We start from the raw sequence: 25,910 nt of genomic DNA, 5'->3' as shown, positions 1-25,910 counted from the left end.
GGCGTTTTTTTATTTTTATAGAATGACAAATACTTCTTTTTTAGATAAAATTGCAGCAGTGCTTATTGACAATTATTCGGATAAATTATCCAATACAGTTGTTATTTTGCCTAATAAGCGAGCTAAGGTTTTTTTAATTGAGGCTATAAAGAATCAGCTAAGCCAAACAGTGCTTTCGCCTGAAATAATTAGCATTGAAGATTTTATTCAAAATATTGCCGGAATTCGTTCTGTGGATACTATCGAACAGTTGTTTGAGTTTTACGAAGTGTATTTGTCAATTACACCTACTGCTCAACAACAGTCTTTTGAATTGTTTGCCAATTGGGCCAAAACACTTTTACAGGATTTTAATGAGATTGATCGTTATTTATTAGAGCCACCTCATGTTTTGTCCTACTTAAAGGATATTGAAGATATTAAAAAGTGGGGAATTGAGGTTGAAGATAAAACACAGTTACTCGAAAACTATATTGATTTTTGGAAGTTATTACCCAACTATTACCAATCTTTATACGATCATTTACTTTCAAAAGGGATTGGTTACCAAGGATTGATTTACAGAGAGGCGGTTAAGAATTTAATTCATTTTTTAAATACCGTTCAAAATAAACAATTCATTTTTGCAGGATTTAATGCTTTAAATGCTGCCGAAGAAAAAATTGTTCAAGAACTCTTAGCCGTAGGTCAAGCCAAAATTTATTGGGATGCTGATCAAACTTTTCTGAACGACCCGTATCACGATGCAGGGCTGTTTTTACGCCGATTCAAAGAAAACTGGAAGCATTATAAATCACATCCATTTGAATGGATTGTAAACGATTTTTCTGGAACTAAAAATATTCAGGTAATCGGAACTCCAAAGTCAGTAGGACAAGCTAAAATTGCAGGGAGTATTTTGGAACAAACCATTCTAGAAAATCCTGATAAATCCTTAGATAAAGTTGCGGTAGTTTTAGGTGAAGAAAGTTTGCTGGTTCCGTTGTTGTATTCGTTACCGGCCTCGGTTGGCGCATTAAATATTACGATGGGGTATTCGGCAAAGAATAATCCCGCACAGATTTTGGTAGCCAAATTATTTAAAATGCACACCAATTCGTTGTCGAGAAACAACAAGGGATATGTGTTCTATTACAAAGAGGTTTTGGATGTTTTGACTCATCCTTTAGTGGAACCCTATGCGCAAACGCGTGAATTAGTGCAACTCATTAATGAGTATAATTATACCTTCATTACGCACCAAAAGTTATTGGATTTGAATCCAAATCCGAGTGAATTATTTTTAATGTTATTCAAAAAATGGGAGACGGGTGCCATTCCTGTTTTGGAAACCATTATTAGTTTGTTACAGACTTTGAAAAATAATTTAAGCAACGATAATGAAGAGGAAAAGATAACAAAAGCATTTGTTTTTGCTATTTTCAAAGTGATTAATAAATTGATTACGTACTATTCAAAACACCAACATATTGATAAGATTGAAACGCTATACGCCATTTATAAACAAGTGATAGATGTTGCTGAGGTTTCGTTTGAAGGAGAACCTCTAAACGGCTTACAAATTATGGGGGTTTTAGAGAGTAGGGTTTTGGATTTTGATACGGTTATTGTCACGTCTATGAATGAAGGTAAATTTCCTGCGGGGAAATCGTCCAATTCCTTTATTCCGTATGATGTGAAACGGGAATTAGGTTTGCCAACATTCAAAGAAAAAGATGCTATTTATACCTATCATTTCTACCATTTGCTGCAACGAGCGACTAACATTTATTTGTTATACAATACTGAAAGTGAAGGCTTGGATGCTGGCGAAAGAAGTCGATTTATCACCCAGTTGGAGGTAGAAAGACAAGCCAATCATAATTTATCGCAAGAAATATACAATGCAGTTTTGCCTGAGACAGCATATCTGCCTATGGAAGTCCCAAAGTCAGAATCTGTGATGTTGCGATTAAAAGAAATTGCACAAGCGGGTTTTTCTCCTTCAGCATTGACGGGTTACATCAGGAATCCGATAGATTTTTATTTTCAAAAAATTCTTCGCATTCGAGAAGTGGAGGAAGTGGAAGAAAGTATTGCTTTGAATACCTTAGGAACTATTATTCACGAAACCTTAAAAACGCTTTATGAACCTTTCATTGGAAGGTTGATTTCTGAATTTGATATACAAAATTGTTTTAAGCAAGTTGATACCGAAGTATTGAAACAATTCAAATTGGTATATAAAGAAGGCGAAATTAAGAAAGGACGCAATTTGTTAGCTTTTGAAGTGGCAAAACGCAATGTGTCAAACTTCTTGAAAGTTGAGTTGGAAACCATTAAATCGGGTGACAAAATCCAAATTATTGCTTTGGAACAAACCTATGAACGACTGTTAGAACATCCTAAATTACCTTTTCCGGTTTTGATTAAAGGGAATGTAGACCGAATCGAAAATCGTAACGGAACCATCCGAATTATCGATTATAAAACAGGAAAAGTAGAAAAAGGAAGTGTTGCTTTGTCCAGTTGGGACGGCCTGACTGAGGAGATAAAAAACGATAAAATTATTCAGGTTTTAGCCTATGCTTTTATGTTTCAAAATGAAGTGAAAGGTTTGCCAATAGAAGCTGGAATTATATCGTTTAAAAACTTAAAAGCGGGTTTTCTGCCATTCAATTTTAAAACAGGAAAAGAAGCTACCTCCATCATCACCCATGAAATTCTAGACGATTATTTGGAACAAATTGTGTTGTTGCTCACCGAAATTTTAGAAGAAACGATTCCTTTTGTAGAGAAAATCAATTAGGATTTCACCGATTTAAAAAATTGCAATAATTTGTCCTGTAAAGCTTCTTGATTTTCAATGTGCGACATATGTCCGTCTGGGAAACTCAACAATTGAACTTGCGTCTCCTCAATTTGTTCTTTCGTTTCCTCGTAATGTAAAACAGGATCTTTTTTGCCCAAAACCAATAATTTCGGATAAGGAGTTAAATGCAATAAAACTTCTCGGTCGATACGGATTTTCATCCCTTCTAATGAAGCAACAATACCTTGAAGCGGAGTTTTTAAAGCTTCTTGTTTGACGTTGTTAATTGCCTCCGAAAGACGTTCTCTGTTGTCTTCGCTAAATAAATTTGAGATGGATAACGAAATAAAATTTTGAAACGATTGTTTTACCGCTTTAATAGCACGATCCCGATTGGTTTTACGTTCGTCACTATCGGCTCTGGAAGTTGAGTTTAATAACACTAGACCTTTTACCGCATCTGGATACAATTCGGCGAAAGCCAAAGCAACATAACCACCCATAGAATGACCTACAAGGATCACTTTTCTTAGACGTAATTCAGAAAGAATTTCATGTACTACATCGGCGTTGTTTTCCATAGAATGAACGTAGCCCATACATTCCGTTTCACCATGACCCAATAAATCAATGGTGATGACACGAAATTTTTTGCTCCACTCAGGAATAAAAGTATCCCACATTTTTTTGTTTTCCAAAAACCCATGCAATAAAACTACAGCCGTTCCTTTGCCTTGGTCGGTGAAGCTAATGGTAGTGTTTTTAAAATGAAGCGTTTTGGTCATACTTTTTAAAGAAGCACAAAATTAGTCATTAAGGCTAAAGTTGTTATAACACAGATTGAAGAAATTATACTAATTTTTATAATTTCTCCAATCTGCGTTTAAAACATAGATGGTTTATTAATTGATCTAAGACAATTGCTGCTTAAGCGTTCATCAAACTTTCAATTTCCTCTACTTCAATTGGAATATTGCGCATCAAGTTGAACGGCGAACCCTTCTCTTGTATTGCTACATCATCTTCTAAACGAATACCAAAACCTTCTGCTGGAATGTAAATCCCTGGTTCTACAGTAAATACCATATTGGCCTGCATTGGCTCGGTTAAGATTCCGTAATCGTGTGTGTCCAATCCCATGTGGTGTGAAGTCCCATGCATAAAATATTTTTTATAGGCAGGCCAATCAGGATTTTCGTTTTGCACATCGGCTTTGTCAATTAACCCCAAACCTAATAGTTCAGACGTCATTACTTTGCCCACTTCAATATGGTATTGTTTCCACAAAGTGCCTGGAGTTAGCATTTGAGTAGCTTCGTTTTTGACACGCAAAACAGCATTGTAAACTGCTTTTTGTCTTTCGGTAAAACGACCCGAAACTGGAATTGTTCTGGTCATATCACTCGAATAATTTGCATATTCTGCTGCAACGTCTAGTAATATCAAATCACCCGCTTTACACGCTTGGTTGTTCTCGATATAGTGCAATACATTGGCATTATTTCCCGAAGCAATGATAGGTGTGTAAGCAAAACCTTTGGAACGATTGCGAAGGAATTCGTGCGCAAATTCGGCCTCGATTTCATATTCGGTTACGTCAGGTTGAACAAAAGATAAGACTCTTCTAAATCCTTTTTCGGTAATGTCGCAGGCTTTTTGGATTAACTCCAATTCTACATTTTCTTTTACCGAACGAATGCGTTGTAATATTGGATTGCTTTTAGCTACAGCATGTGCAGGGTATTTCTCTTTCCACCATTTTACAAAACGGGCCTCACGAGTTTCGGTTTCAACTGTGGCGCGATAGTGTTCGTTGGTGTTAATGTAGATGGTTTCAGAATGTGTCATCAATTCAAACAACACTTTTTCAAATTCAGTTAACCAATACACGGTTTTAATTCCAGATATTTCAAAAGCACGTTCTTTGGTTAGCTTTTCGCCTTCCCAAACGGCTATATGTTCGTTGGTTTCTCTTAAGAAAAGCATTTCTCTTTGGTGCTCGTAAGGTGCATCTGGAAAAAGCAACAAGATACTTTCTTCTTGATCCACACCACTCAAATAAAATATATCGCGGTGTTGTGCAAATGGCATGGTACTATCGGCACTGATAGGGTAAATGTCGTTCGAGTTGAAAACTGCTACACTTTTTGGCTTCATTAGAGCCGTGAATTTAGCGCGGTTTTTTATAAATAAATTGCGGTCTATTGGATGGTATTTCATAAAAAATAGAAATTATTAGATTACAAATCTAATCAATCCATTTGTAATATCTAGCACCAATTAAATTTGGATTTTCATTTTCTATACGATCTAAAACCCATTCGTTTTTAGGAGTTCGAACACTTTGTTTTTGTTCTTTTTTATGGAGTTTTTCGTAAGTAGTAAAGTCAATTTCATGGCTTACTTCCAATGTTTCAAACAATTGTGGTTTGGCTACAGCCAATTGCCAATCGGGTTGAATCGTACCTTCAAAAACTTTGGATTTTGAGCCACTTCCGTAGGCTAAGAAACCAAATTTCTTTCCTGAAATTGGTGCGTTTGTATTGGCAAAATGCGCCAAAGTAGACAGGAATCCCATGAAAATGGAACCTGTATATAAATTCCCAATTAGTGATGAAGCGATTTCGGCAGGTTGTAATTTTTGTGTTACAAAAGCACGATACTCATCTGATTTGCTTACTTCTTTCAATTTGTTTTGGTAGTCAGTAGGAGCTTCATTACCTGAAAGAATTGGAGTAGCGGCATCTAGCGCAAAAATTTCAGTCAACATGCGGCGTCCTTGAAACGAATACGGCAAGTGCATGATGATGCTTTCCCAAGTATTGTAAATTGTTTCGGTAGTGTTTTTTAATTTTTTGAATGAAAAATATGCATTGCGTGTACGATCCATATAGCATTGGTTGGAATATTGTCCGTCAAAAACCGGTTGATCTTTGTGAATTTCGATTTCGGCTTCTAAATTATTAAACCAAGTATCATTGGAGTTATTGCCCGTTATAGCTTCTTTAGAAAGAGTTCGGTAGGGCTTGAAAAAATCAAAAACCCCTTTGGTACTGGTTGCCCATTCGTTTTCAAACGCAATTATTTTAGGATTTGAAGTCACTAACATCGCTACAGCTCCTGCACCTTGAGTGTATTCGCCTGTCGAATTCAAATCGTATTTAGCAAAATCAGTGGTAACGACAATGGCTTTTTTATTTGGATTGAGTTGTACGAAGTCCAAGCAGTTTTGTAAAGCATCCACTCCGCCAATACAGGCAAAAGTAAAATCGACCACATCGCATTCGGCTAAAATTCCTTCACCAAATTTTTGCTCCATCAAGGCAATTAAAAAGGAACTAATGGGTTTTGAACTATCTATCGCACTTTCAGTACCGACATAAATTCTGGAAATTTCGTTTAGATTGATTTGGTTTTCTAAAACTAATTTGGTTAAGGCATTGGCACCGAAAACAACAGTATCTTGATGTACATCGGGCAATGTCATTTTAAGTAGGCCTAGCCCTTTTTCTAGTTTTTCGGGTTCAATATTTCGTCCTTTTGCCAAAGATTTTATCGGTAAATGTACTTGAGCAACGTCAAAAGCAATAGCGTCAATTCCTGTTTTCATTAGTTTTTTTAGTTTGTGTAAATTTAAAATTAGGGACTCAAAAAACAATTGTTTTTAACTATTAAAATCAGTGGTTTTATAATTTTTACGGATAATAAAATTAAAAGTAATTTAAACTACTAAATCTATAATTTTAGGCGCTTTCATTGCTGTATTTATAAGAATTATTAATTTAGATAGTTTTGTGAAATGTTTATGTATTGATAGGATTTAAGTCTTATTTTTATTGATTTGTTAGTATATTTTATAGAACACTTTAAAATCATTATAAATAAGAACGAAAAGGTTGTAGTTGAATTTGATTTCTCCTATTTTTGTACAACTTTTAATAAAATTTATATAAATTATTATGGCAAAATCTGCAATTCTTAAGTCTTCTATTGCTAAGAAATATTGGATGGCTTTTACAGGTTTATTTTTATGTGTGTTCTTATTAGGGCATTTAGCAGGGAATCTTCAATTAATATTTAGTGACGCATTACACTTTAATCAGTATGCGTTGTTTATGACGACCAACCCCGCTGTAAAAATTTTATCTTACGTTACCTATATTTCTATTTTATTCCATGCTATCGATGGAATTGTTTTAACTATTCAAAACAAAAAAGCAAGACCTGTTGCTTATGCGAAAACAGATGGTTCTTCCAGTTCATTTTCTTCAAGAAATATGGCGGTTTTAGGAACTATTATTTTGGTTTTTATAGTAACGCATATGGTCAATTTTTGGGCTGTAATGCATTTTGATAAAAATATGCCGTTGCAAACCATTTCGATTGGTGTTCAAGGCCAAGAGCAGGAGTACTATTTAACTACTGACGGAGGTTATCTTCCAAAAGCTCAAGTAGATCAAAAAATGATTAAGATTGAAAACAGAACTGAATTCTTTGATGCTGCTGCCAATGTTAAAATTAAAGAAGGATATAAAGATTTGCACAAAATTACTGTAGCGTTCTTTAAAGATCCAAAAACAGGATTGATTGCTACTATTTTATATGTTTTGGCAATGTTTACTTTAGCATTCCATTTATTACACGGATTTCAAAGTGCGTTTCAATCGATTGGTTTGAATAGTCCTAAATATACGCCAACAATCAAAAAAGCAGGAGTTTTATTTTCAATTATTGTTCCGCTATTGTTTGCTATTATTCCTGTTTACATTCACTTTTTCTTAAAATAAATCAACATCAGAAGATATTATGAAGTTAGATTCTAAAATACCAGAAGGTCACATTTCACAAAAATGGACTGATTATAAAGATCATTTAAAATTAGTTGCTCCAAACAATAGACCAAAAATTGATATTATTGTTGTAGGAACTGGTTTGGCAGGTTCATCTGCTGCGGCATCGCTTGCAGAAATGGGTTACAATGTTAAAGCATTTTGTTTCCAAGATTCACCACGTCGTGCGCACTCTATTGCAGCACAAGGAGGAATCAATGCAGCGAAAAACTATCAAAATGATGGAGATAGTATCTATAGATTATTTTATGATACCATTAAAGGTGGAGATTATAGAGCACGTGAGGCTAACGTTCACCGTTTAGCTGAAGTATCTGGAAATATTATTGACCAATGTGTAGCACAAGGGGTTCCTTTTGCAAGAGAATATGGCGGAATGTTAGACAACCGTTCTTTTGGAGGAACACAAGTACAACGTACTTTTTATGCTGCAGGTCAAACAGGACAACAATTATTACTAGGAGCTTATTCCGCTTTATCAAGACAAATAGGTTTAGGACGTGTTGAAATGTTCAATCGTCACGAAATGTTAGACTTAGTAAAAGTAGACGGAAAAGCTCGTGGAATTATCGCTCGTAACTTGGTTACAGGAGAAATCGAAAGACATTCAGCTCACGCAGTAGTAATTGCTTCTGGAGGATATGGGAATGTTTATTTCCTTTCTACTAATGCGATGGGAAGTAACGTTACAGCAGGATGGAAAGTGCACAAACAAGGGGCTTTGTATGCCAATCCTTGTTATGTTCAAATTCACCCAACCTGTATTCCTGTTCACGGAACTAACCAAGCTAAATTGACTTTGATGTCAGAGTCTTTGCGTAACTCAGGTCGTATTTGGGTACCTAAGAAAAAAGAAGATGCAGAAGCGGTAAGAGCAGGAAAGTTAAAGCCTTCAGATATCGCTGAAGAAGATAGAGATTATTATTTAGAGCGTAAATATCCTTCTTTTGGAAATTTAGCGCCACGAGATATTTCTTCAAGAGCCGCAAAAGAAGTGTGTGACGAAGGAAGAGGTATTGAATCGAACGATACTAATGAAGGGGTATTTTTAGATTTCTCTTCTGAAATTCAAAACAAAGGAAGACAAGCGGCTTTCGCCAAAGGAAATCATAACCCAACAGCGGAAGAAATTACTACTTTAGGAAAAGAATGGTTGAAAGAAAAGTACGGTAACTTGTTTACGATGTACCAAAAAATCACCGATGAGAATCCATATGAAACGCCAATGAAAATCTATCCAGCGGTTCACTATACTATGGGTGGTGTTTGGGTGGATTATAACTTACAATCTACTATTCCAGGATGTTTCGTTGCTGGAGAAGCTAACTTCTCTGACCACGGAGCGAATCGTTTAGGAGCTTCGGCTTTGATGCAAGGTTTGGCTGATGGTTATTTTGTATTACCTTATACAATCTCAAATTATTTAGCAGATGATATTCGTACAGGTAAAATCTCAACTGACTTACCAGAATTTGCTGAGGCAGAGAATAGAGTGAAAGAAACAATCAACCAATTCTTGAATAATAAAGGTTCTAAATCAGTGGATCATTTCCACAAACGTTTGGGATTAATTATGTGGAATAAAGTGGGTATGAGTAGAAATGAAGCAGGTTTGAAACAAGCAATTGAAGAAATATCAGCTTTGAAAGCAGAGTTCTACAAAGAAGTAAACGTACCGGGAAGTGCAGACGAGTTAAATCCACAATTAGAGAAAGCACTTCGTGTAGCTGATTTTATTGACTTAGGATTATTGATGGCTATGGACGCGCTACAACGTAACGAATCTTGTGGAGGTCACTTCCGTGAAGAATACCAAGATGCCGAAGGTGAAACACTACGTGATGATAAAAACTTCTCATTTGTAAGTGCTTGGGAATACAAAGGGGACGATATTACGAAGGCGGAGCTTCATAAAGAAGAATTGAAATACGAGTTTATCAAAATTGCAGCTAGAAATTATAAATAATAGAATTATGTCTTCAGCAAAAAACATCAATATAACCCTTAAAATTTGGCGTCAAAAAGACTCTAAAGCAAAAGGACAATTAGAAACGTACAAATTAAATGACGTTTCTACAGCAAGTTCATTCTTGGAAATGTTAGACCAATTGAACGAGCAATTAATCAATGAAGGAACAGAACCAATTGCATTTGATCACGACTGTCGTGAAGGAATTTGCGGTATGTGTTCGTTATTCATCAACGGACGTGCTCACGGACCCGATTCAGGTGTAACTACTTGTCAATTGCACATGCGTATGTTCAATGATGGCGATACTGTTTTTGTAGAGCCATGGAGAAGTAGAGCGTTCCCAGTTATTAAAGATTTAGTAGTAGACAGAAGTGCATTTGATAGAATCCAACAAGCGGGTGGTTTCGTATCTGTAAATACTTCTGGAAATACTATTGATGCAAATGCAACGCCAATTCCTAAAGAAGATGCAGATAAAGCGTTTATGGCAGCAGCTTGTATTGGTTGTGGAGCTTGTGTAGCAACTTGTAAAAATGGTTCAGCGATGTTATTTGTTGGTGCTAAAGTATCTCAATATGCATTATTACCACAAGGTAAAGTAGAAGCAACCACTCGTGTATTGAATATGGTACGCCAAATGGACGAAGAAGGTTTCGGTAACTGTACGAATACAGGAGCTTGTGAAGTAGAATGTCCTAAAGGAATTTCACTAGAGAATATTGCTCGTATGAATAGAGAATACTTGGTAGCAAGTGTAATCTAACTCAATACCGCTTACAATAAAAAAACGCATTCCGTAATTGGGATGCGTTTTTTGTTATTAGTCTTTCCAACCCCAAGGCGCGGGAGGATTCGGAACTGTTTTTGTCAAATCAAAATGCACTGTAAATAATCGATCTGAGCCTATGCGTCTCAGATTATAAGTAAATGAAGTTTCGCTTAGAGTAATCCACCAAACATTAGCAGCAGCATTTGGGATAGTGTTATACGTTTCCTGGTCTGCTGGAAAAATTTGTACCGAAGCCGAACCTGGATTTGTACTCGTACCGCCATATTGTGTTACTTTATCTTCTGACCCATCTTCATGACGGTGATCGTGTTTTAATTTGATTCGGTTGTTTTCTAATGTTAGCACCCATGTCCTAGATCTATCTTCACCAACAAAAAACGGAATTCGGATGGTTTTTGCATCACAATTTCGAACGTGCATAACGAGTTTTTTATCCTTAAAAGTGTCGTTGTTTCCTTCTTTCACTTCTCCTTCAAATGATTTTCCGCATTGTTTTTTTAGGTTTTCAAAAAATAATTCAGCACCTGATTTTTCTTGAGCAGTAAGAAATACAGTGCTTAACATTAGTAAAGCCAATAGTGTTTTTTTCATAGTGTAATTTTTTACTAATATAAGTAAGTTTTAGTTAGGTGACATTTCTTATTTTTATAGAAAATAAAAAAGTATGAAAGTAGCAGTCATTCAATCGCCATTGGCTTGGGAAGACCCACAATCCAATAGAAATTATTTCGAAGCCAAAATCAAGGGAATTGCCTCGGATGTCGATATAATTGTACTTCCTGAAATGTTTACATCTGGATTTACCATTAATCCTCAAGTTGTAGCCGAAACTATGCAAGGCGAAACGATTTTATGGATGCAATCTTTGGCGAAAGCCAAAAACTCTGCCATTACAGGCAGTTTAGTTATAGCCGAAGGCGCTACTTTTTATAATAGAATGGTGTTTGTTTTTCCTACGGGCGAAATCCAACAATACGACAAACGCCATTTGTTTACTTTGGCAGATGAACATAAGGTATATACGGCGGGAACACAAAAAAAAATCATTAACTATAAGGGATGGAGAATATGTCCGCTTATTTGTTACGATTTGCGTTTTCCTGTTTTCTCACGCAATGTCGAGAATTACGACTTACTGATTTATGTAGCCAGTTGGCCAAAAACCAGAATTGCCGCTTGGGATACTTTATTAAAAGCGCGCGCTATAGAAAATATGAGTTACACTATTGGCGTGAATCGTTTGGGAGTTGACGGTAATAATTTAGAATACCTTGGACATAGCCAAGTAGTTGATTATTTAGGGAATTCAGTACTAGAACCTCAAAAAGAGGAGGGTGTTTTTATTGCGGATTTAAAGAAAGAAGCGATGTTGGACACACGAAAAAAATTAGATTTTCTTAAGGATAAAGATACATTTGAATTAAAGTAAATTCGGATTTAAATACTACCGCAAATCACATAGCATGAAAAATTTGCGAATTTGCGGTTTATTTTAGCTCTTAATTATTTACGATTGGTATCTGTTTTCTTTTTCTCCGTTTTCTTTTTTGGTTCTGGAGCGTACGGAATACTTAAATCAAAAGCTTGCACGACATCCCAATTAGCCCGAACTTCTACCTCTTTGGAGAAGTAAATAACTTCTTCTGCGTATTGTTTTGCCAAGAAATTTCCTGGATCGTATTGCTTATTTTTATTGTCGTCATATATAGCACGCAAAGTATATTTAGCCGGCTGAATCAAGCTAAAATCTAGTGTAGTCTCTTTTTCAGTAAAGTTTGAAACGATAGTTTCGCCTTTGTCATTAGTTAATTCTACAAGAACAGGAAAGCGTTTCACGTTTTGAAGATTAACAATCAAATTACCATAGTTTTCTAAGGAATTAACATTGATTTTAAAATCCAAACTATCATTCACTTTATCGAATAAGTCAGTTACTGCTCCGGGTGATAATTTGAATTGGTAGGCCTCATCTGCTTCCCGTTTAAAATTCAAATAGAGTAATTGATGGAACTCATCGTATTCAGTGGTAAACGGGATGGCTTTTGACAGATTGTTTACTAAGCTCATTTTGCTTTTGTCAAATTGGACTAGTGGTGTTGCGCTTTCAAGAGCAAAACGTTCTTTAGGATTCAAGCTACCTTGTTGGTGTATCTTGATATCCAAAGTATCTTTTTTGAGTTCTCTGTATTTGAAAGTAAAACTATTTTTATATTTATTTTGTGTCACTTCCATGGTTAAAGAGTCAGCTTTAATAGGGCGGTACCAAACCTGTAATGAGTCTTTTTTAGGAAATTGAGTGATTATAGTTGGTATGATCTGGCCTTTATTTTTTAAAGTAATGCTGGGTCTATTTTCTTTTAGTTTTAAATTCCCTTCATAAGCCATAAGTAAACGATTTCCAGATGCTAGTGAAGGTTTGAATGCTTTAAATGGCAAATTCTCTTTGAATAATTCCAATTCGAAAACCGTATCATTCGGCACTGAAATGAATTGTTTCAAAAACCCAATTTTATCTTTTTTTGAATCGAATTTATTGTTGGAATTGTAATCCTTCATCGCGACCAAAAGGTATTTACCTGCTTTCAGATTTTCCAAACGAAATATCTTTAAACTGTCTAACGTATTGGTAACATAACGCGGCGTTTGTTTGTAAACAATTGAGTCGTTATAATTGGCATTTACATCATACAACATAACAGAAACAAAGGACTCTACTTCTTTGAAGTAAGCGTCTTTTACTTTGCCACTAATAGCGAGAGAGTCGATTGTTTTTCCAGTAGAAAAGACATATTTAAATTGGTTCAAGGCATTTCCCTCGTTGTTATCTGTAATTCCTTGACCAAAGTTAAAACTGTAGGTTGTATTCTCTTGTAAGGTATCTTTGATTGCAATTGTGATAATTTTACTTGCGGTACTAGGTAAAATCAAGGGCTCATTTTTCATGGGCGGCGAAATAATAAGCTGCTTTTTCAAGTCCTTTAACTTGATGAATTCATCAAAGGTTAATTTAATGGTATTGCCTTTAAATTCGGTAGTAAAGTTTTTTGGAAAACTGGCTTTCAATACTGGAGCAATAGTGTCTTTTGCACCGCCAGTAATGTTCCCTCTTTTGGCACAACTAGCCAGAAGAACTAACAATAAAGCAATACAGTAATTTAAAAAGGACTTGCCCATAACGAATTGAAAATTTGATGGCACAAAATAACAACTATATTTAATGGAATGGAAACTTTTTAGCGAAATATTATGGGGTTGTGATTCGGAATTTGGTTTGGAATTCTGTATTTTTAAACCGAAATAGAAGTCAATACCATGAGAAAAATAGAACATATCGGAATTGCAGTAAAAGATTTAGACGTTTCTAACGCGCTTTTTGAAAAGTTGTTTGGCGCACCAGCCTACAAAGCGGAAGAAGTTGCAAGTGAAGGCGTAACTACTTCGTTTTTTATGAACGGACCTAATAAAATCGAATTGTTAGCAGCGACTAATCCGGATAGTACAATAGCAAAGTTTATTGAGAAAAAAGGCGAAGGTATCCATCATATTGCGTTCGACGTAGAAGATATTGTATCTGAGATTGCCCGACTGCAAAAAGAAGGGTTTGTGGTATTAAATGAAACACCTAAGAAAGGTGCCGACAATAAGTTAGTAGCCTTTTTACATCCCAAAAGCACCAATGGCGTCTTGATTGAATTGTGTCAAGAGATTCCGCAATAGTAACCTCACAATCAGGAGGTTTCTTGTAGACCCCAATAGAATTAGTTAGTTTTTTTAAAACTGCTTTAAAAATAGTTGCGGCAAATTAAAAATAGTAGTAATATTGCACACTCTTAACCGGTCCTATAGCTCAGTTGGTTAGAGCACCTGACTCATAATCAGGTGGTCCCTGGTTCGAGCCCAGGTGGGACCACTAGTTAAACAAAGCCCTTGCAAATTTGTAAGGGCTTTTTTGTTTGTTTTTGACGAACATTTGACGAACATTTGAGTTGTCCTAAGTAAATAAAAAAACACGTTTTTCTTCTTATATTTGACTTTGTAAATTTTATACTTATGCCCTCAACAATCTCCTTTGCAATATATGTTTATATATTAGCCTTAATTGTACTATTCGAAATTTGTAATTTCTTAATTTTTTTTATTATACCGTCCAAAGTAAATAAATTGTACAAAGATGAAAGCCTTTTTATTTCACAATTTAATAGAAAGATTCTCGTAACAAGAGGATTGTTTTGCATTTCATTCGTAGCCCTATTTATAGTGGCCCTATTTTTTATGAATCAAAGTTCAAATAAGTATATACATTTTGTAGGGTTTGTTATTTTTATAATTTTCAATACCCTTTTGATTTCTAGCCGAAAAAAAGAATTAAGTAAATCAATTTATAAATGTGAAACAGAGAACACTACTTTTGAACGAAATACTGACTATGCTGATACTATTGTAGTTAATGATAAACATATAGAAATGGGTGATATTATGTATAATCCAAATAAAAGTTCAAAGACAAACTCTTCGATAAGTAATTCAAGCGATAATCGTTCTAGTAAACTTCTCCAAAATGTTCAAAATCGTTCAATCATACCCGCATCTATTTCTGATAGTGAAATTCTGAATAAGTACAATTACTTAAAAAACAGTTATGGAATTTTTTGTATTGAAGACGACTTCAGGAATATGCTTAAGGGTCAAAAAGTAAATGAAAAAATAGTGTTTTTAGATAATAATAAACTAGAGACAAAACTGTCTATAATTGAATATTTGGCTGTCTTAAATTTTATTGTTGATGGTAGTTTTGAAGCTATTAAAAGTAATGAAAAATTAATATATTGGATACACGAAAATTTCAATTTAGATAAAATAAAGAAAGGAAAGTTGACTTCAAAAAACATTTCAGACTTTAAAGACAGTCTTAAAACTGAAAAAAAAAGTAATTTTAGGTAATACTGCGTTACGTTTGGGAATCTTATTTTTTTTCTATTGCTTATAGTTTCCTTTGCTTCATAATTTTAAACAAAGAAAATCATGAGCAATTTCCAAATCGAGGAAAAGTTATTCCAAATCGAGAATAGTATTTCCAAATTAAACATCGCAGTTAAAACTATTCTTTCTTCAGAGGAGGCAGCTATTTTTTTGGGACTTACCCCATCGTATCTCTACAAGCTTACGTCTTCACGCAAGATCAAATTCTACAAACCGTTAGGAAAATTAAATTATTTCAAAAAAGAGGATTTAGAACAATTTTTATTACAAAATCCATCGGATTCTTCGGACAAACTTGAATCAGAAATATTTAATCATTGGAAAAAATAAAAAAAAGGTGTACCGACTTCGACATCATTTACACCTTATTAATTTTTTAAATTTTCAATAACTTGAAATACTCTGCAAATATAGAGTGTTTTCAACAATAATTATATTTCAATGAAGAAAAACATTCAAGAACTGTATAATACTAATACAGTTTCAAATACAATATTTGATAAAATCACCAATTATATTAACAACAAGTACAGGATTCGATTTAACATGATTTCACTTGATTATGAAATCAATCTAATTGACCAATCATTATGGGAGTCTTTAAACCTATATTCTTTATTAATAGAATTGAATAAAAATGGAATTGAAGTTAACTACAACAAATTAGAAATTTTTATTAAAAGCAATTTAATTGAACGTTACAATCCCATAAGAGAGTTTTTTCTTGAATTACCCAAATGGGACACAAAAGTCGATCATATAGAAAATTTGGCTTCTTATGTTACAACAAATGACAATAATGCTTTTGTGTATCATTTTAAAAAATGGCTTGCCAGAGCAGTTATTTGTGCAATGGAAAAAGACAAAATAAACAAGCATTGTTTAGTGCTTGCGAACGGGGACCAACATTCGGGTAAGTCCACCTATATTCAAAACTTAATACCTAAAAAACTATCTAGCTACATAGCAGAGGATATTGGTATGGACAAAGATTCGCGAATTAAAATGTGTAAAAATTTAATTATCAATTTGGAAGAACTCTCCGTTATTGGAAGAACAGAAGTGAATTTCTTAAAATCATTAATTAGTAAGGTTTTTATAAATGAAAGGTTACCCTATGAAAGGCGAGCCGAAAATCTTCCTAGAATTTGTTCATTTATAGGATCAACCAATATGGTTGATTTTCTTACTGATGAAACAGGTTCAGTTCGTTGGATCATATTTGATGTAATTGGAAGAATTGATTTTGACTATTCTAAAAAGGTTGATATAGATAAAGTTTGGTCGCAGGCCTACTATTTAGCTTATTTAGACAAACAATTCGAACCTGAGTTAACACAACAAGATATAATTGAAAATGAACTAAGAAATGAGCGCTATACTTCTTTTACTATTGAACAGGAGATGGTGTTAAAATATTTCGAGAAATCGGATGATTTAGATTATTTCAACACTCCTACTGATATAATGACTAAGCTTTTACCATTAGGTCTTAAATTAAGTAGAGAGAAGATTGGTAAAGCCTTGTCGGGTTATAGGTTTAAGCGAATAAAGCATCCTAAGAAACAAGTTTATGGATATTTAGCACAACCAAAATTTCATTCTAGTCCCTTTGATCTTAATAATCAATAATTCAATTTATAACCTACCTAACTTACCTACTTACCTAAACCCAGTAAAAATGGGAACAAATATTAGGTAAGTTACATTTAAAAAACCTACCTATCTTACCTAATAAAGAATAAAATCAGCAGGTAAGATAGGTAAGAAAAGGTAAGTGTTAAAACGGCAGTTGTATACTGTAAAATATAGATTAGGTAAGTAGGTAAGTACAAAATAGAAATACTTACTAAAAATAATTTTTATTCCCTTTTGTTCATATATACTTTAGTCAATTTAACATTGAAAAGAATAAACAAAAGGGGAAATAAATTTTTTGTTTTGAATTTAGCGAGGTGTGTTTGTATGCCGTGAAAAACCTTTCAATCTTCGATTTTATATTTTCACGGCATACAAACGCCTCGCCCTTCGGGAATAAAAAACTCCGAAGTCGTTTTTTTAATTTAATAAATAATTTATGTACAAAGGCGGCCGTCCCAACAAAGAAATAAAAAGAACTAAAGAGAAAAGAGTTTTATTTACAGAAGATGAATTCGAACAATTAAACAAGATGTTTAAAGATTCCATTTATCATAGTGTTAATGAAATGATACGAGATATTTTATTGAAAAAGGAATATAAAGTTGTTACACTAGATAATGAATTGAGAGAAGAAAGAAATATTATAATTGGAGAATGTAGGAGAGTTGGAAACAACTTCAATCAATTAATTAAAAATTTTAATCAAAAGAAGTTGGATTATTTCACTGATAAGGATATACATTTTTTAAAAATCAATATAGAACAGATTAAAATGCTATTTGGAAAGATTGAAGAAAATATTAAGAGGTAGCAGGGTATTAGCTACTATCAATATATAAAAATCAAAATCTCAATAAGCGGTATTACTAAATTTTAAAATGTCTTTACTATTAAATAAATTTAATATATTTGTTTTGCCCCTGTAACTGCAATAGACCCAAGTTTATTCCTCTTACGGATTTTAATGTCATATACAAATACTTACAATTGTTTGAAAATACTCTTTTGTATGATATTCATATAGTTGGAAAGTTACTTAAAATAGGAGAAATGAACGATTTCGAATTTTACAAATATATTTACGATAGAGAGTTAAATAGAAGGTCAAAATTGGATGAATCTATCAACATTATTATTGGTGTAATTTCTTTATTAGTTGGATTTGTCTCATATTTTTTTTCTAATGATTTTTTTTTCAAACACATAGAATGCAATATAACATTGTGGATTTTATTTTCAATTACTGTTTTATTCATTGCTTTAAGTATTCTATTTCTCGTAAAATCATATAATAATTATCTACGAGGTTTTAACTATCCAAATATTGCCAATTTAAAAAAAATTAGAGAATATCAAAAAATCACTATCCCAGGATATAATCAAAAAGTTGATAAAGAAAATATAATCACTTTTGAGGATGAATTAATAAATAGATTGATTCGAATTGCAGATGAAAACACAGAAATTAACGACAAACGAGCTTATGATTTATATCTTTCAAAAACATTAATTATTTCAACTTTAATAATTTTATTTATAATCTCGATAATTTTAATAACTAAAAACACTCAATTATGTTAGACGACGAAAAACCAACAACACAGCCGCAGGAAAGACCATCTTTTCCTGAGGATAGAAGAGAAAAATCTGAAGACAAAACCCCAAACCCTAAAGATTAAGCATACTGATAGCAGCCTTTTCGGTAGATTGTGATTTATGCTTTAAATTAAGTTGGTTTTAACTTGAAGGAAGTGTTTAACCGAAATTTAAGGCTTCTTTAATCGCCACATCGCCAAGCTGCCAAACGTTAGGCGCAAGCTTCCGAAAACCGAACAAATCAACATTTAAATAAGAACAAAAATGGCAGATATTCCAATATATAAAACATTAGAAGAGAAAAGCAAACTATTCGAAAAAAATGACTTTTTTGTAATCGATACAAAGGCTCAACTTGATTATTGGTTTGAATTTTATTCGTCTAATTTCAAAAAAGAACATAGTGTAGATTTTATTTTTAGAGGAATGTCAGACGCTAAATATAAATTATTTACGTCAGCGCAACGTTTTTGGATTACAGATAATATGGAACAATGGAAACCTAATTACGAGTATAAAGATTTTATTGAAGATTTAGTAAGTAAAGCAAAAGCTAATCCTCTATTAAGAAAAATTTTTGACCTTTATGGCTATTCAAATTCTGAACGAGATTTTCCGCTCTTAAGTTTGCTTCAGCATTATGGAGCTCCATCACCTGTTTTAGATTGGTCATATAATATTAACTGTGCTGCATTTTTTGCAATCGATGGTGTTAAACGAAATTTGTCCGCTGGGAATTCTATAGAAAATTATGTTTCTGTTTATTCAATTCATAAAAAAAAGCTTCATCAGAAAAAAGAACTTCTCTCATTATTAGATATTGCCGGAGAGATATATCCATCTATAACGGAGTTCAAAAATTTTGGTGATGAGGGTAATCCTAATTCAAATTCATTATTTATACTTTCCGATTTTGAAACTACAACACAAATAGACTATCGTGGCCCTTTGAGAGTTAAAACAACAAAACCAGTCACGTCTTTATATAATCAGAATATAATTCCGCAAGAAGGATTACTTATGTACAATCCTTTCAAAGATCGGCCTATAGAAAATCTATTTAATGTAAAGATGTATAGCCACGGACAAAACTTACATTTAGAGCCTTTCAAATGTTTTAATATTCATAAAGATCTCAGTGAATATTTGAGGAGATTAATTTCAACGAAACATAAAATAAAAAAGAGCCTCATATATCCTCACCTCTACGACGATTCAAAAGAAATAAAAGAAGCAGTTATGAATGGAATAATTCGATGAATTAAGCCAGCGCATAACAGCCATTTTAAGAAATGGCGAAAAATCTGCAAAATTCACATTTTTATTTCGCAAGAATTTTTTTTAGTGGAAAATATGCCGTTACGAAGTTCGCCACTTCTTGAAGCCGCCGAACTTTCAGGTTTAATTAAAATTGTTTTTGTTCACTTCGTTTTCTTCAAATTCACTAAGCTCATCCTGAATCCACATATAAACATCATTTCGAGCAATTTCTGCCAGTCCAGTAATGGGATAGCCTTGCATTCTGTATTTGCATTCTAAATCTAATTGCTTGATTATTTTAGGTTCAATGTAAGGCATTAGCACACCTTCTAAATACATTTTTTTATAAACTTTGGGGTATATTTCTTCCACATGACCTAATAGTATTTTGCCTTTTAGGGATTGTACTACTCCTACACTATAATCGTAGTTAAATTCAATTTCGGGAAATTCTTTGTGCATGAGATTTGGGATTTAATGTTAAAGTCCAAATGTATAAAATAATTATTAATTTGTAGTATTTTATGTGTTAATTATTAAATTGAATGTCTGGTTACTTAATTTATGAAAAGTCTACAAGATCCTAGTATTGGAGATATAAAAGGCAAACAATGGCTAAATAAGAGAAAATCTTTTAAAAATTTACTACACAATTATCTCACAAAAATCTTTTTTAATATCTTAGCAAAACTCAATTGCCCTAATAGATTTAATTATGACTTTCAAATCCTACCTACAAGAAAAAATTTCAATCTCTTCATATCATCAAATCTCTTTAATGAAGGTTTGTATCTTCAAATCAAGTCTTATTAATAAATAGATTTACTCCTACAAATCAGGGTTCCGTAGCCATTTTAAAGCTATCGGGAGACTATAAAATTTGTAGCTTTGAAGACTATAAGAATAATATATCAAAAAATGGCAAAAGCAGTTAAAGCAAAAAAAGAAAAAAGCATTGAAGAAACACTTTGGGATTCCGCAAATAAATTGCGTGGTACCGTAGAATCATCTGAGTATAAGCACGTTGTATTGGGTTTGATTTTCTTGAAATTTGCGAGTGATAAATTTGAAGAACGCAGAAAAGAGCTTATTGCCGATAATAAAGAGAAATTCCTAGAGATGAAGGAATTTTATAATATGTCCAATATCTTTTACTTGCCAGAAGAATCACGTTGGTCGTTTATTATTGAAAACTCAAAACAAGCGGATATTGCGTTGAAAATTGATACCGCATTACACACCATAGAAAAAAACAATCCCGCATTGAAAGGCGCTTTGCCTGATAATTACTTCTCTCGTTTGAATATGGACGTGAGTAAATTAGCGGCTTTACTCGATACCATCAACAACATTGACACGATTAAAGACAAACAAACCGATATTGTGGGGCGTGTGTATGAATATTTCCTTAGCAAGTTTGCTTTAGCCGAAGGAAAAGGAAAAGGCGAATTCTACACCCCAAAAAGCATTGTTAACTTAATTGCAGAAATGATTGAACCCTACAAAGGGGTAATTTATGACCCAGCTTGTGGATCGGGGGGTATGTTTGTGCAAAGTATTAAGTTTATTGAAAACCACCACGGAAACAAAAAGGAGATTTCCATTTACGGACAAGAATATACGGCTACGACCTACAAACTAGCCAAAATGAACTTAGCCATTAGAGGTATTGCAGCCAACTTAGGCGATGTGCCTGCCGATACTTTTGGCAAAGACCAACACCCCGATTTGAAAGCCGACTTCATCATGGCGAACCCACCTTTTAACCAAAAAGATTGGCGTGCTAGCGATGAACTCACCGACGACCCACGCTGGAGAGGCTACGATGTACCTCCAACCAGTAATGCCAATTACGCTTGGATTTTAAACATGGTGGCGAAACTTTCTGAAAATGGTGTGGCTGGATTTGTTCTTTCGAATGGTGCATTGTCTGGAGGAGGAGAGGAATATAAAATTAGACGCAAATTAATCGAAAATGGATTAGTTGAAGCGATTGTTATTCTACCAGGAAGTATGTTTTATACCACAGATATAAGTGTTTCTATTTGGATTATCAATAATAATAAGAGAGAACGAGTTGTAAAATTACCTGAAGATGACAGAAATTACAGAAATCGTGAAAAAGAAATTTTATTCATAGACTTACGTCAAATTGGTGAACCATTTGAAAAGAAATTTATTCAATTTAATGAAGAACATATTGGTCAAGTTGCCAAAACTTATCACCAATGGCAACAAAAAGATTCTGATTACAAAAATGTCCCAGAGTTTTGTTATTCAGCAAGTTTTGAAGAAGTAGTAGCTAAAGACTTCTCGTTAGTTCCAAGTAAATATATCGAATTTATAAATCGTGATGAAAATATTGATTACGATGTTAAAATGAAAGCTTTACAAAATGAAATTGGGACTCTTTTGAAAGAAGAAATTAATTCAAAAAATGATTTGTTAAATGTATTTAAAGAGTTAGGGTATGAAATCAAACTATAAAAGGCTTGGTGATTATATTGTGCCCTGTGATGAAAAGAATACAGGTAATATTATAAATAAACTTCAAGGAATTAGTAATCAAAAATATTTTCAAAAATCACATACTAATACGATTGGTGTTGATTTAGAAAAGTATAGAATTGTTAGGACTGGACAATTTGCTTTTAACCGAGCTACAACGAGGAATGGAGAAAAAATTTCCATAGCACTAAGACAAGGAAAAGATTGTATTGTTTCTCCTTCTTATCGTATTTTCAAATCAAAGGATGAAAATGTTCTTAATTCTGAATATTTGATGATGTGGTTTAAGCGTCCAGAGTTTGACCGTTTTGCAAGGTTTAAATCGCATGGTTCGGCTCATGAATTTTTTGATTATGGTGAAATGTGTGAAGTTGAACTTCCTATTCCATCCATAGAGAAACAACGTGAAATAGTCAGAGAATACAACACCATTCAAAACCGTATTGCAATCAACAACCAATTGATTAGTAAACTGGAAGAAACTGCACAAGCGATTTATAAGGAATGGTTTGTAGATTTTGAGTTTACAAATGAAAATGGCAAGTCCTACAAAAGTAATGGCGGTAAAATGGTTTGGTGTGCCGAGTTGGAGAAAGAGATTCCTGAGGGGTGGGAGTTAAAAAACATAGGCAATGTTGTTGAAACTTTAGGAGGTGGTACTCCATCGACCGATGAAATAGATTATTGGGTAAATGGAGATATTTTATGGTTTTCACCTACAGACTTAACAAAAGGAAATAGTATTTTTTTAAATGATACAGATAAGAAAATTACTAAGTTAGGATTACAAAAAAGTTCAGCAAAATTATTTCCAAAATTTTCTTTATTAATGACAAGCCGGGCTACAATTGGAAAATTAGCCATAAATACTGTTGAAGCTTCCACTAATCAAGGGTTTATTGTGTTATTACCAAATGAAAAATATTCTATATATTATTTATATGATTGGATTAAAACACAATTAGAAGAAATTAATAATTTGGCTTCTGGGAGTACCTTTTTAGAAATTAGTAAATCTGATTTTAGAAATTTAAAAATAATTGAACCTAGAGAATCTGTCTTAATACATTACGATGATAAGATCAAAATAGTTTTTGAAAATATTAAATTAAAAAATATTGAAAATCAAAAACTAGAGGAATTAAAGGAGTTGTTGTTGGCAAAGATGACGAGGGGGGAGAATTAATAATTACAGGAATTAAATATTAAAATTATGCTTGAAGCCATAAATATAAAAAAGGTAGCATCTTTTGATGATACTGGAATTCAAATCATTGGATTGAAAAAAGTAAATTTTATTTATGGAGCAAATGGATGTGGTAAGACAACCATTTCCAACTTTTTATCTAATCTAGCTAGTGATAAATATCTTCATTGCTCTAGCTCATGGGTAAACAATACATCCTTAAAAACATTAGTCTACAACAAAGAGTTTAGAGAAATAAATTTTGGTAAAGGTAAACTAGATGGTATTTTTACTTTAGGTCAAGCATCCACAGAACAAGTTGCCGTTATAGAAAATAAAACAGAACAATTAAAACAATTAAAAAAAGAGGGTGAAGGAATAAAATCGGCATTAGATAATTTAAAAGAGTCAAAAGCTAAAGTTGAAGAAGATTTTCGAGAAAATGTTTGGTCTGATGTATATAAAAAATACGAAGTTGTTTTTAATGAGGCTTTTGATAAACTTAAAAGAAAAGAAACTTTTAAGGATTATTTGTTGTCTGAATATACCGAAAACACTTCATTACTAAGAACCTTTGATGAGTTAAAAGAAAGTGCTAAGACAATTTTTGGAGATGTTCCCGTTGAACTTTCAGAAATACCAATAATTAATTTCGATCGGATAAATGAAATTATAAATAATCCTATTTGGAAAAAAATTATAGTTGGTAAAGCAGATGTTGATATTGCAAAATTAATTCAAAAATTAAACATTAACGATTGGGTTAATCAAGGTATTGAATATATTCAAGAAGATAATACTTGTCCTTTTTGTCAACAAAAAACAATTACAGAAGATTTTAAAAAACAAATTGAAAATTATTTTGATGAAGCTTATCTAGCTGATTTAAGTTCTTTAAATTTACTTAAACAAGAATATAATCAATTAATAGAAAACATTCTAAATGAGTTAAATATTATAGAAGATACTCAAAAAACTATTCCAAATACTAAATTAGATAATGATGTTTTTTCAGCATATCTTAAAACTTTAACTAGTCAAAATTCTACAAATACAGAAATTATTAATAGTAAATTAAAAGAGCCTAGTAGGAGTTTTGAACTAACTAGTTTAATTGGACAATTAGAATTAATTCAGGAATTAATTAATGTTGCAAATACTGAAATTGAGAAACACAATGCAATTGTATCAAATTTTAGAATTGAAAAGACAAAGCTAATTAATGAAGTTTGGAAATTTTTGGTTGAAGAATATAAAACTCAAATTATAGCTTATAATAAGGCTGTTTCAGGTATGAATGAAGGGATTGCTAATTTAGATTCTCAGCTTAATACTAAGAGGACTGCATACAGTACATTAAATTCAGAAATTATCGAATTAAGCAAATCTGTAACTAGTATTCAACCTACAATTGATGAAATTAATAGATTGTTGGTTTCTTTTGGTTTTTTAAATTTTAAAATTGTTCCATCAACTGAAGAAGGGTTTTATCAAATTCAAAGAGATAATGGTGAGTTAGCTTTGAACACATTGAGTGAAGGAGAAATTACATTTATAACCTTTTTGTATTATCTACAATTAGCAAAAGGAGGCAGTACAGAAGATAATGTGAATGATGAAAGAATATTAGTAATTGATGACCCTATTTCTAGTTTAGATAGTAATGTACTGTTTGTAGTAAGTACACTAATTAAAGAAATTATAAAGAACGTTAAAAATGATATTGGTAATATTAAACAGATAATCATTCTAACTCATAATGTTTATTTCCATAAAGAAGTTTCTTTTGAAGGAAATAATAGAGGGCCTGGTCAACGCGCACATTATTGGATTTTAAGAAAAAACAATAAAATTTCATCAGTGCATGCTTATAATGAAAATAATCCTATACAATCATCTTATGAGTTGTTATGGAGAGAAATTAAAGAATGGCAAAATAATTCTGGAACAACAATACAAAACACAATGAGAAGAATATTGGAAAATTATTTCAGTATTTTAGGTAAAAATAGAGATGATATTTTGATGGGTAAATTTGAAAATCAGGAAGAAAGAGATATTTGTAGGTCCTTATTAAGTTGGGTTAATGAAGGCTCTCACACATTACCGGATGATTTGTATATTGAGTTACCTGAAGGAATTATAACTAATTATCTAAAAGTATTTCAAGATATTTTTAGATTAACGGCGAATATTGGTCATTATAATATGATGATGGGTATTTCGGAAGAATAAACTTTAATGTCAAACCTAACCGCTATATTTTCAATCATTCGCTAGACACATCTTCAATAGAAGTTTTAGCGCAACAGCTTAGTGAAAACTATAAGTTATGT

The 25,910-nt window shown here is 32.8% G+C and carries 21 protein-coding genes and 1 tRNA gene; 16 read left to right on the top strand and 6 right to left on the bottom strand.

From position 1 onward, the window contains the following. Positions 1 to 22 precede the first annotated feature (22 nt). Complete coding sequence (locus LPC20_RS02015) at positions 23 to 2,788, top strand: PD-(D/E)XK nuclease family protein (RefSeq protein WP_229325991.1); 2,766 nt, start codon at positions 23 to 25, stop codon at positions 2,786 to 2,788. Here LPC20_RS02015 and LPC20_RS02010 read toward each other — a convergent pair. From LPC20_RS02010 to LPC20_RS02000, 3 genes are all read right to left on the bottom strand, one after another. Continuing rightward, positions 2,785 to 3,576 (bottom strand): alpha/beta fold hydrolase, encoded by a 792-nt coding sequence (locus LPC20_RS02010; RefSeq protein WP_229325990.1) that lies wholly within the window; start codon positions 3,574 to 3,576, stop codon positions 2,785 to 2,787. The two genes, LPC20_RS02015 and LPC20_RS02010, sit on opposite strands and share 4 nt — an antisense overlap. Positions 3,577 to 3,718: 142 nt before the next feature. Then, positions 3,719 to 5,011: an aminopeptidase P family protein gene (locus tag LPC20_RS02005; RefSeq protein ID WP_229325988.1), complete on the bottom strand. Its 1,293-nt coding sequence runs from the start codon at positions 5,009 to 5,011 to the stop codon at positions 3,719 to 3,721. A gap of 28 nt (positions 5,012 to 5,039) precedes the next feature. Beyond that, positions 5,040 to 6,401: a hydroxymethylglutaryl-CoA synthase family protein gene (locus tag LPC20_RS02000; RefSeq protein ID WP_229325986.1), complete on the bottom strand. Its 1,362-nt coding sequence runs from the start codon at positions 6,399 to 6,401 to the stop codon at positions 5,040 to 5,042. Positions 6,402 to 6,750: 349 nt separating this feature from the next. Here LPC20_RS02000 and LPC20_RS01995 point away from each other — a divergent pair, with 349 nt between their 5' ends. The 3 genes from LPC20_RS01995 to LPC20_RS01985 are packed head-to-tail and all read left to right on the top strand — an operon-like array spanning position 6,751 to position 10,376. Next, a complete protein-coding gene (locus tag LPC20_RS01995; protein ID WP_229325984.1) occupies positions 6,751 to 7,578 on the top strand; it encodes a succinate dehydrogenase cytochrome b subunit in 828 nt (275 codons plus the stop codon). Positions 7,579 to 7,597: 19 nt separating this feature from the next. Further along, entirely contained in the window at positions 7,598 to 9,607 is a 2,010-nt protein-coding gene (locus LPC20_RS01990) for a fumarate reductase/succinate dehydrogenase flavoprotein subunit (RefSeq protein ID WP_229325982.1), read from the top strand. Between the two features lie 7 nt (positions 9,608 to 9,614). After that, positions 9,615 to 10,376, top strand: coding sequence for a succinate dehydrogenase/fumarate reductase iron-sulfur subunit (locus LPC20_RS01985; RefSeq protein ID WP_229325980.1), 762 nt, complete (start codon positions 9,615 to 9,617; stop codon positions 10,374 to 10,376). Positions 10,377 to 10,433: 57 nt separating this feature from the next. Here LPC20_RS01985 and LPC20_RS01980 read toward each other — a convergent pair whose 3' ends face one another. Then, entirely contained in the window at positions 10,434 to 10,994 is a 561-nt protein-coding gene (locus LPC20_RS01980) for a hypothetical protein (RefSeq protein WP_229325979.1), read from the bottom strand. Between the two features lie 73 nt (positions 10,995 to 11,067). On the opposite strand from LPC20_RS01980, the gene LPC20_RS01975 reads away from it, so the two are divergent. Further along, positions 11,068 to 11,832, top strand: coding sequence for an amidohydrolase (locus LPC20_RS01975; protein WP_229325977.1), 765 nt, complete (start codon positions 11,068 to 11,070; stop codon positions 11,830 to 11,832). 74 nt (positions 11,833 to 11,906) lie between these two features. On the opposite strand, the gene LPC20_RS01970 is transcribed toward LPC20_RS01975, so the two are convergent. Continuing rightward, the gene (locus LPC20_RS01970; protein WP_229325974.1) at positions 11,907 to 13,577 is read right to left on the bottom strand and encodes an Ig-like domain-containing domain; all 1,671 of its coding nucleotides are present in this window, start codon (positions 13,575 to 13,577) and stop codon (positions 11,907 to 11,909) included. Positions 13,578 to 13,715: 138 nt separating this feature from the next. Between LPC20_RS01970 and mce the strand changes: the two genes are divergently transcribed. From mce to LPC20_RS01930, 8 genes are all read left to right on the top strand, one after another. Further along, positions 13,716 to 14,120 (top strand): methylmalonyl-CoA epimerase, encoded by a 405-nt coding sequence (gene mce / locus LPC20_RS01965; RefSeq protein WP_229325973.1) that lies wholly within the window; start codon positions 13,716 to 13,718, stop codon positions 14,118 to 14,120. A 119-nt stretch (positions 14,121 to 14,239) separates the two neighbouring features. Continuing rightward, positions 14,240 to 14,313, top strand: a tRNA-Ile gene (locus LPC20_RS01960). Positions 14,314 to 14,453: 140 nt separating this feature from the next. Next, entirely contained in the window at positions 14,454 to 15,344 is an 891-nt protein-coding gene (locus LPC20_RS01955) for a hypothetical protein (protein WP_229325971.1), read from the top strand. 81 nt (positions 15,345 to 15,425) lie between these two features. Beyond that, positions 15,426 to 15,713 (top strand): helix-turn-helix domain-containing protein, encoded by a 288-nt coding sequence (locus tag LPC20_RS01950; protein WP_229325969.1) that lies wholly within the window; start codon positions 15,426 to 15,428, stop codon positions 15,711 to 15,713. Between the two features lie 111 nt (positions 15,714 to 15,824). Beyond that, complete coding sequence (locus LPC20_RS01945) at positions 15,825 to 17,015, top strand: virulence-associated E family protein (protein WP_229325967.1); 1,191 nt, start codon at positions 15,825 to 15,827, stop codon at positions 17,013 to 17,015. 445 nt (positions 17,016 to 17,460) lie between these two features. After that, positions 17,461 to 17,835, top strand: coding sequence for a plasmid mobilization protein (locus LPC20_RS01940; RefSeq protein ID WP_229325965.1), 375 nt, complete (start codon positions 17,461 to 17,463; stop codon positions 17,833 to 17,835). A 239-nt stretch (positions 17,836 to 18,074) separates the two neighbouring features. Then, positions 18,075 to 18,605, top strand: a complete 531-nt coding sequence (locus LPC20_RS01935; protein WP_229325963.1) for a hypothetical protein — start codon at positions 18,075 to 18,077, stop codon at positions 18,603 to 18,605. Positions 18,606 to 18,884: 279 nt separating this feature from the next. After that, the gene (locus tag LPC20_RS01930; protein WP_229325961.1) at positions 18,885 to 19,880 is read left to right on the top strand and encodes an FRG domain-containing protein; all 996 of its coding nucleotides are present in this window, start codon (positions 18,885 to 18,887) and stop codon (positions 19,878 to 19,880) included. A gap of 141 nt (positions 19,881 to 20,021) precedes the next feature. Here LPC20_RS01930 and LPC20_RS01925 read toward each other — a convergent pair whose 3' ends face one another. Beyond that, positions 20,022 to 20,342, bottom strand: a complete 321-nt coding sequence (locus LPC20_RS01925) for a hypothetical protein (protein ID WP_229325960.1) — start codon at positions 20,340 to 20,342, stop codon at positions 20,022 to 20,024. A gap of 456 nt (positions 20,343 to 20,798) precedes the next feature. Between LPC20_RS01925 and LPC20_RS01920 the strand changes: the two genes are divergently transcribed. The 3 genes from LPC20_RS01920 to LPC20_RS01910 are packed head-to-tail and all read left to right on the top strand — an operon-like array spanning position 20,799 to position 25,809. After that, positions 20,799 to 22,367: a type I restriction-modification system subunit M gene (locus LPC20_RS01920; protein WP_229325958.1), complete on the top strand. Its 1,569-nt coding sequence runs from the start codon at positions 20,799 to 20,801 to the stop codon at positions 22,365 to 22,367. Then, positions 22,351 to 23,574, top strand: a complete 1,224-nt coding sequence (locus tag LPC20_RS01915) for a restriction endonuclease subunit S (protein ID WP_229325956.1) — start codon at positions 22,351 to 22,353, stop codon at positions 23,572 to 23,574. Before LPC20_RS01920 ends, LPC20_RS01915 begins: the two co-directional genes overlap by 17 nt. 27 nt (positions 23,575 to 23,601) lie before the next feature. Next, positions 23,602 to 25,809 carry an AAA family ATPase gene (locus LPC20_RS01910; RefSeq protein WP_229325954.1) on the top strand — a complete coding sequence of 736 codons (2,208 nt, stop codon included), beginning with the start codon at positions 23,602 to 23,604 and terminating at the stop codon, positions 25,807 to 25,809. Positions 25,810 to 25,910 lie beyond the last annotated feature (101 nt).

The organism is Flavobacterium ammonificans (assembly GCF_020886115.1).
In the GTDB taxonomy this organism is placed as follows: Bacteria; Bacteroidota; Bacteroidia; order Flavobacteriales; family Flavobacteriaceae; genus Flavobacterium; species Flavobacterium ammonificans.
This window is presented reverse-complemented; position numbering and strand designations above follow the sequence as displayed.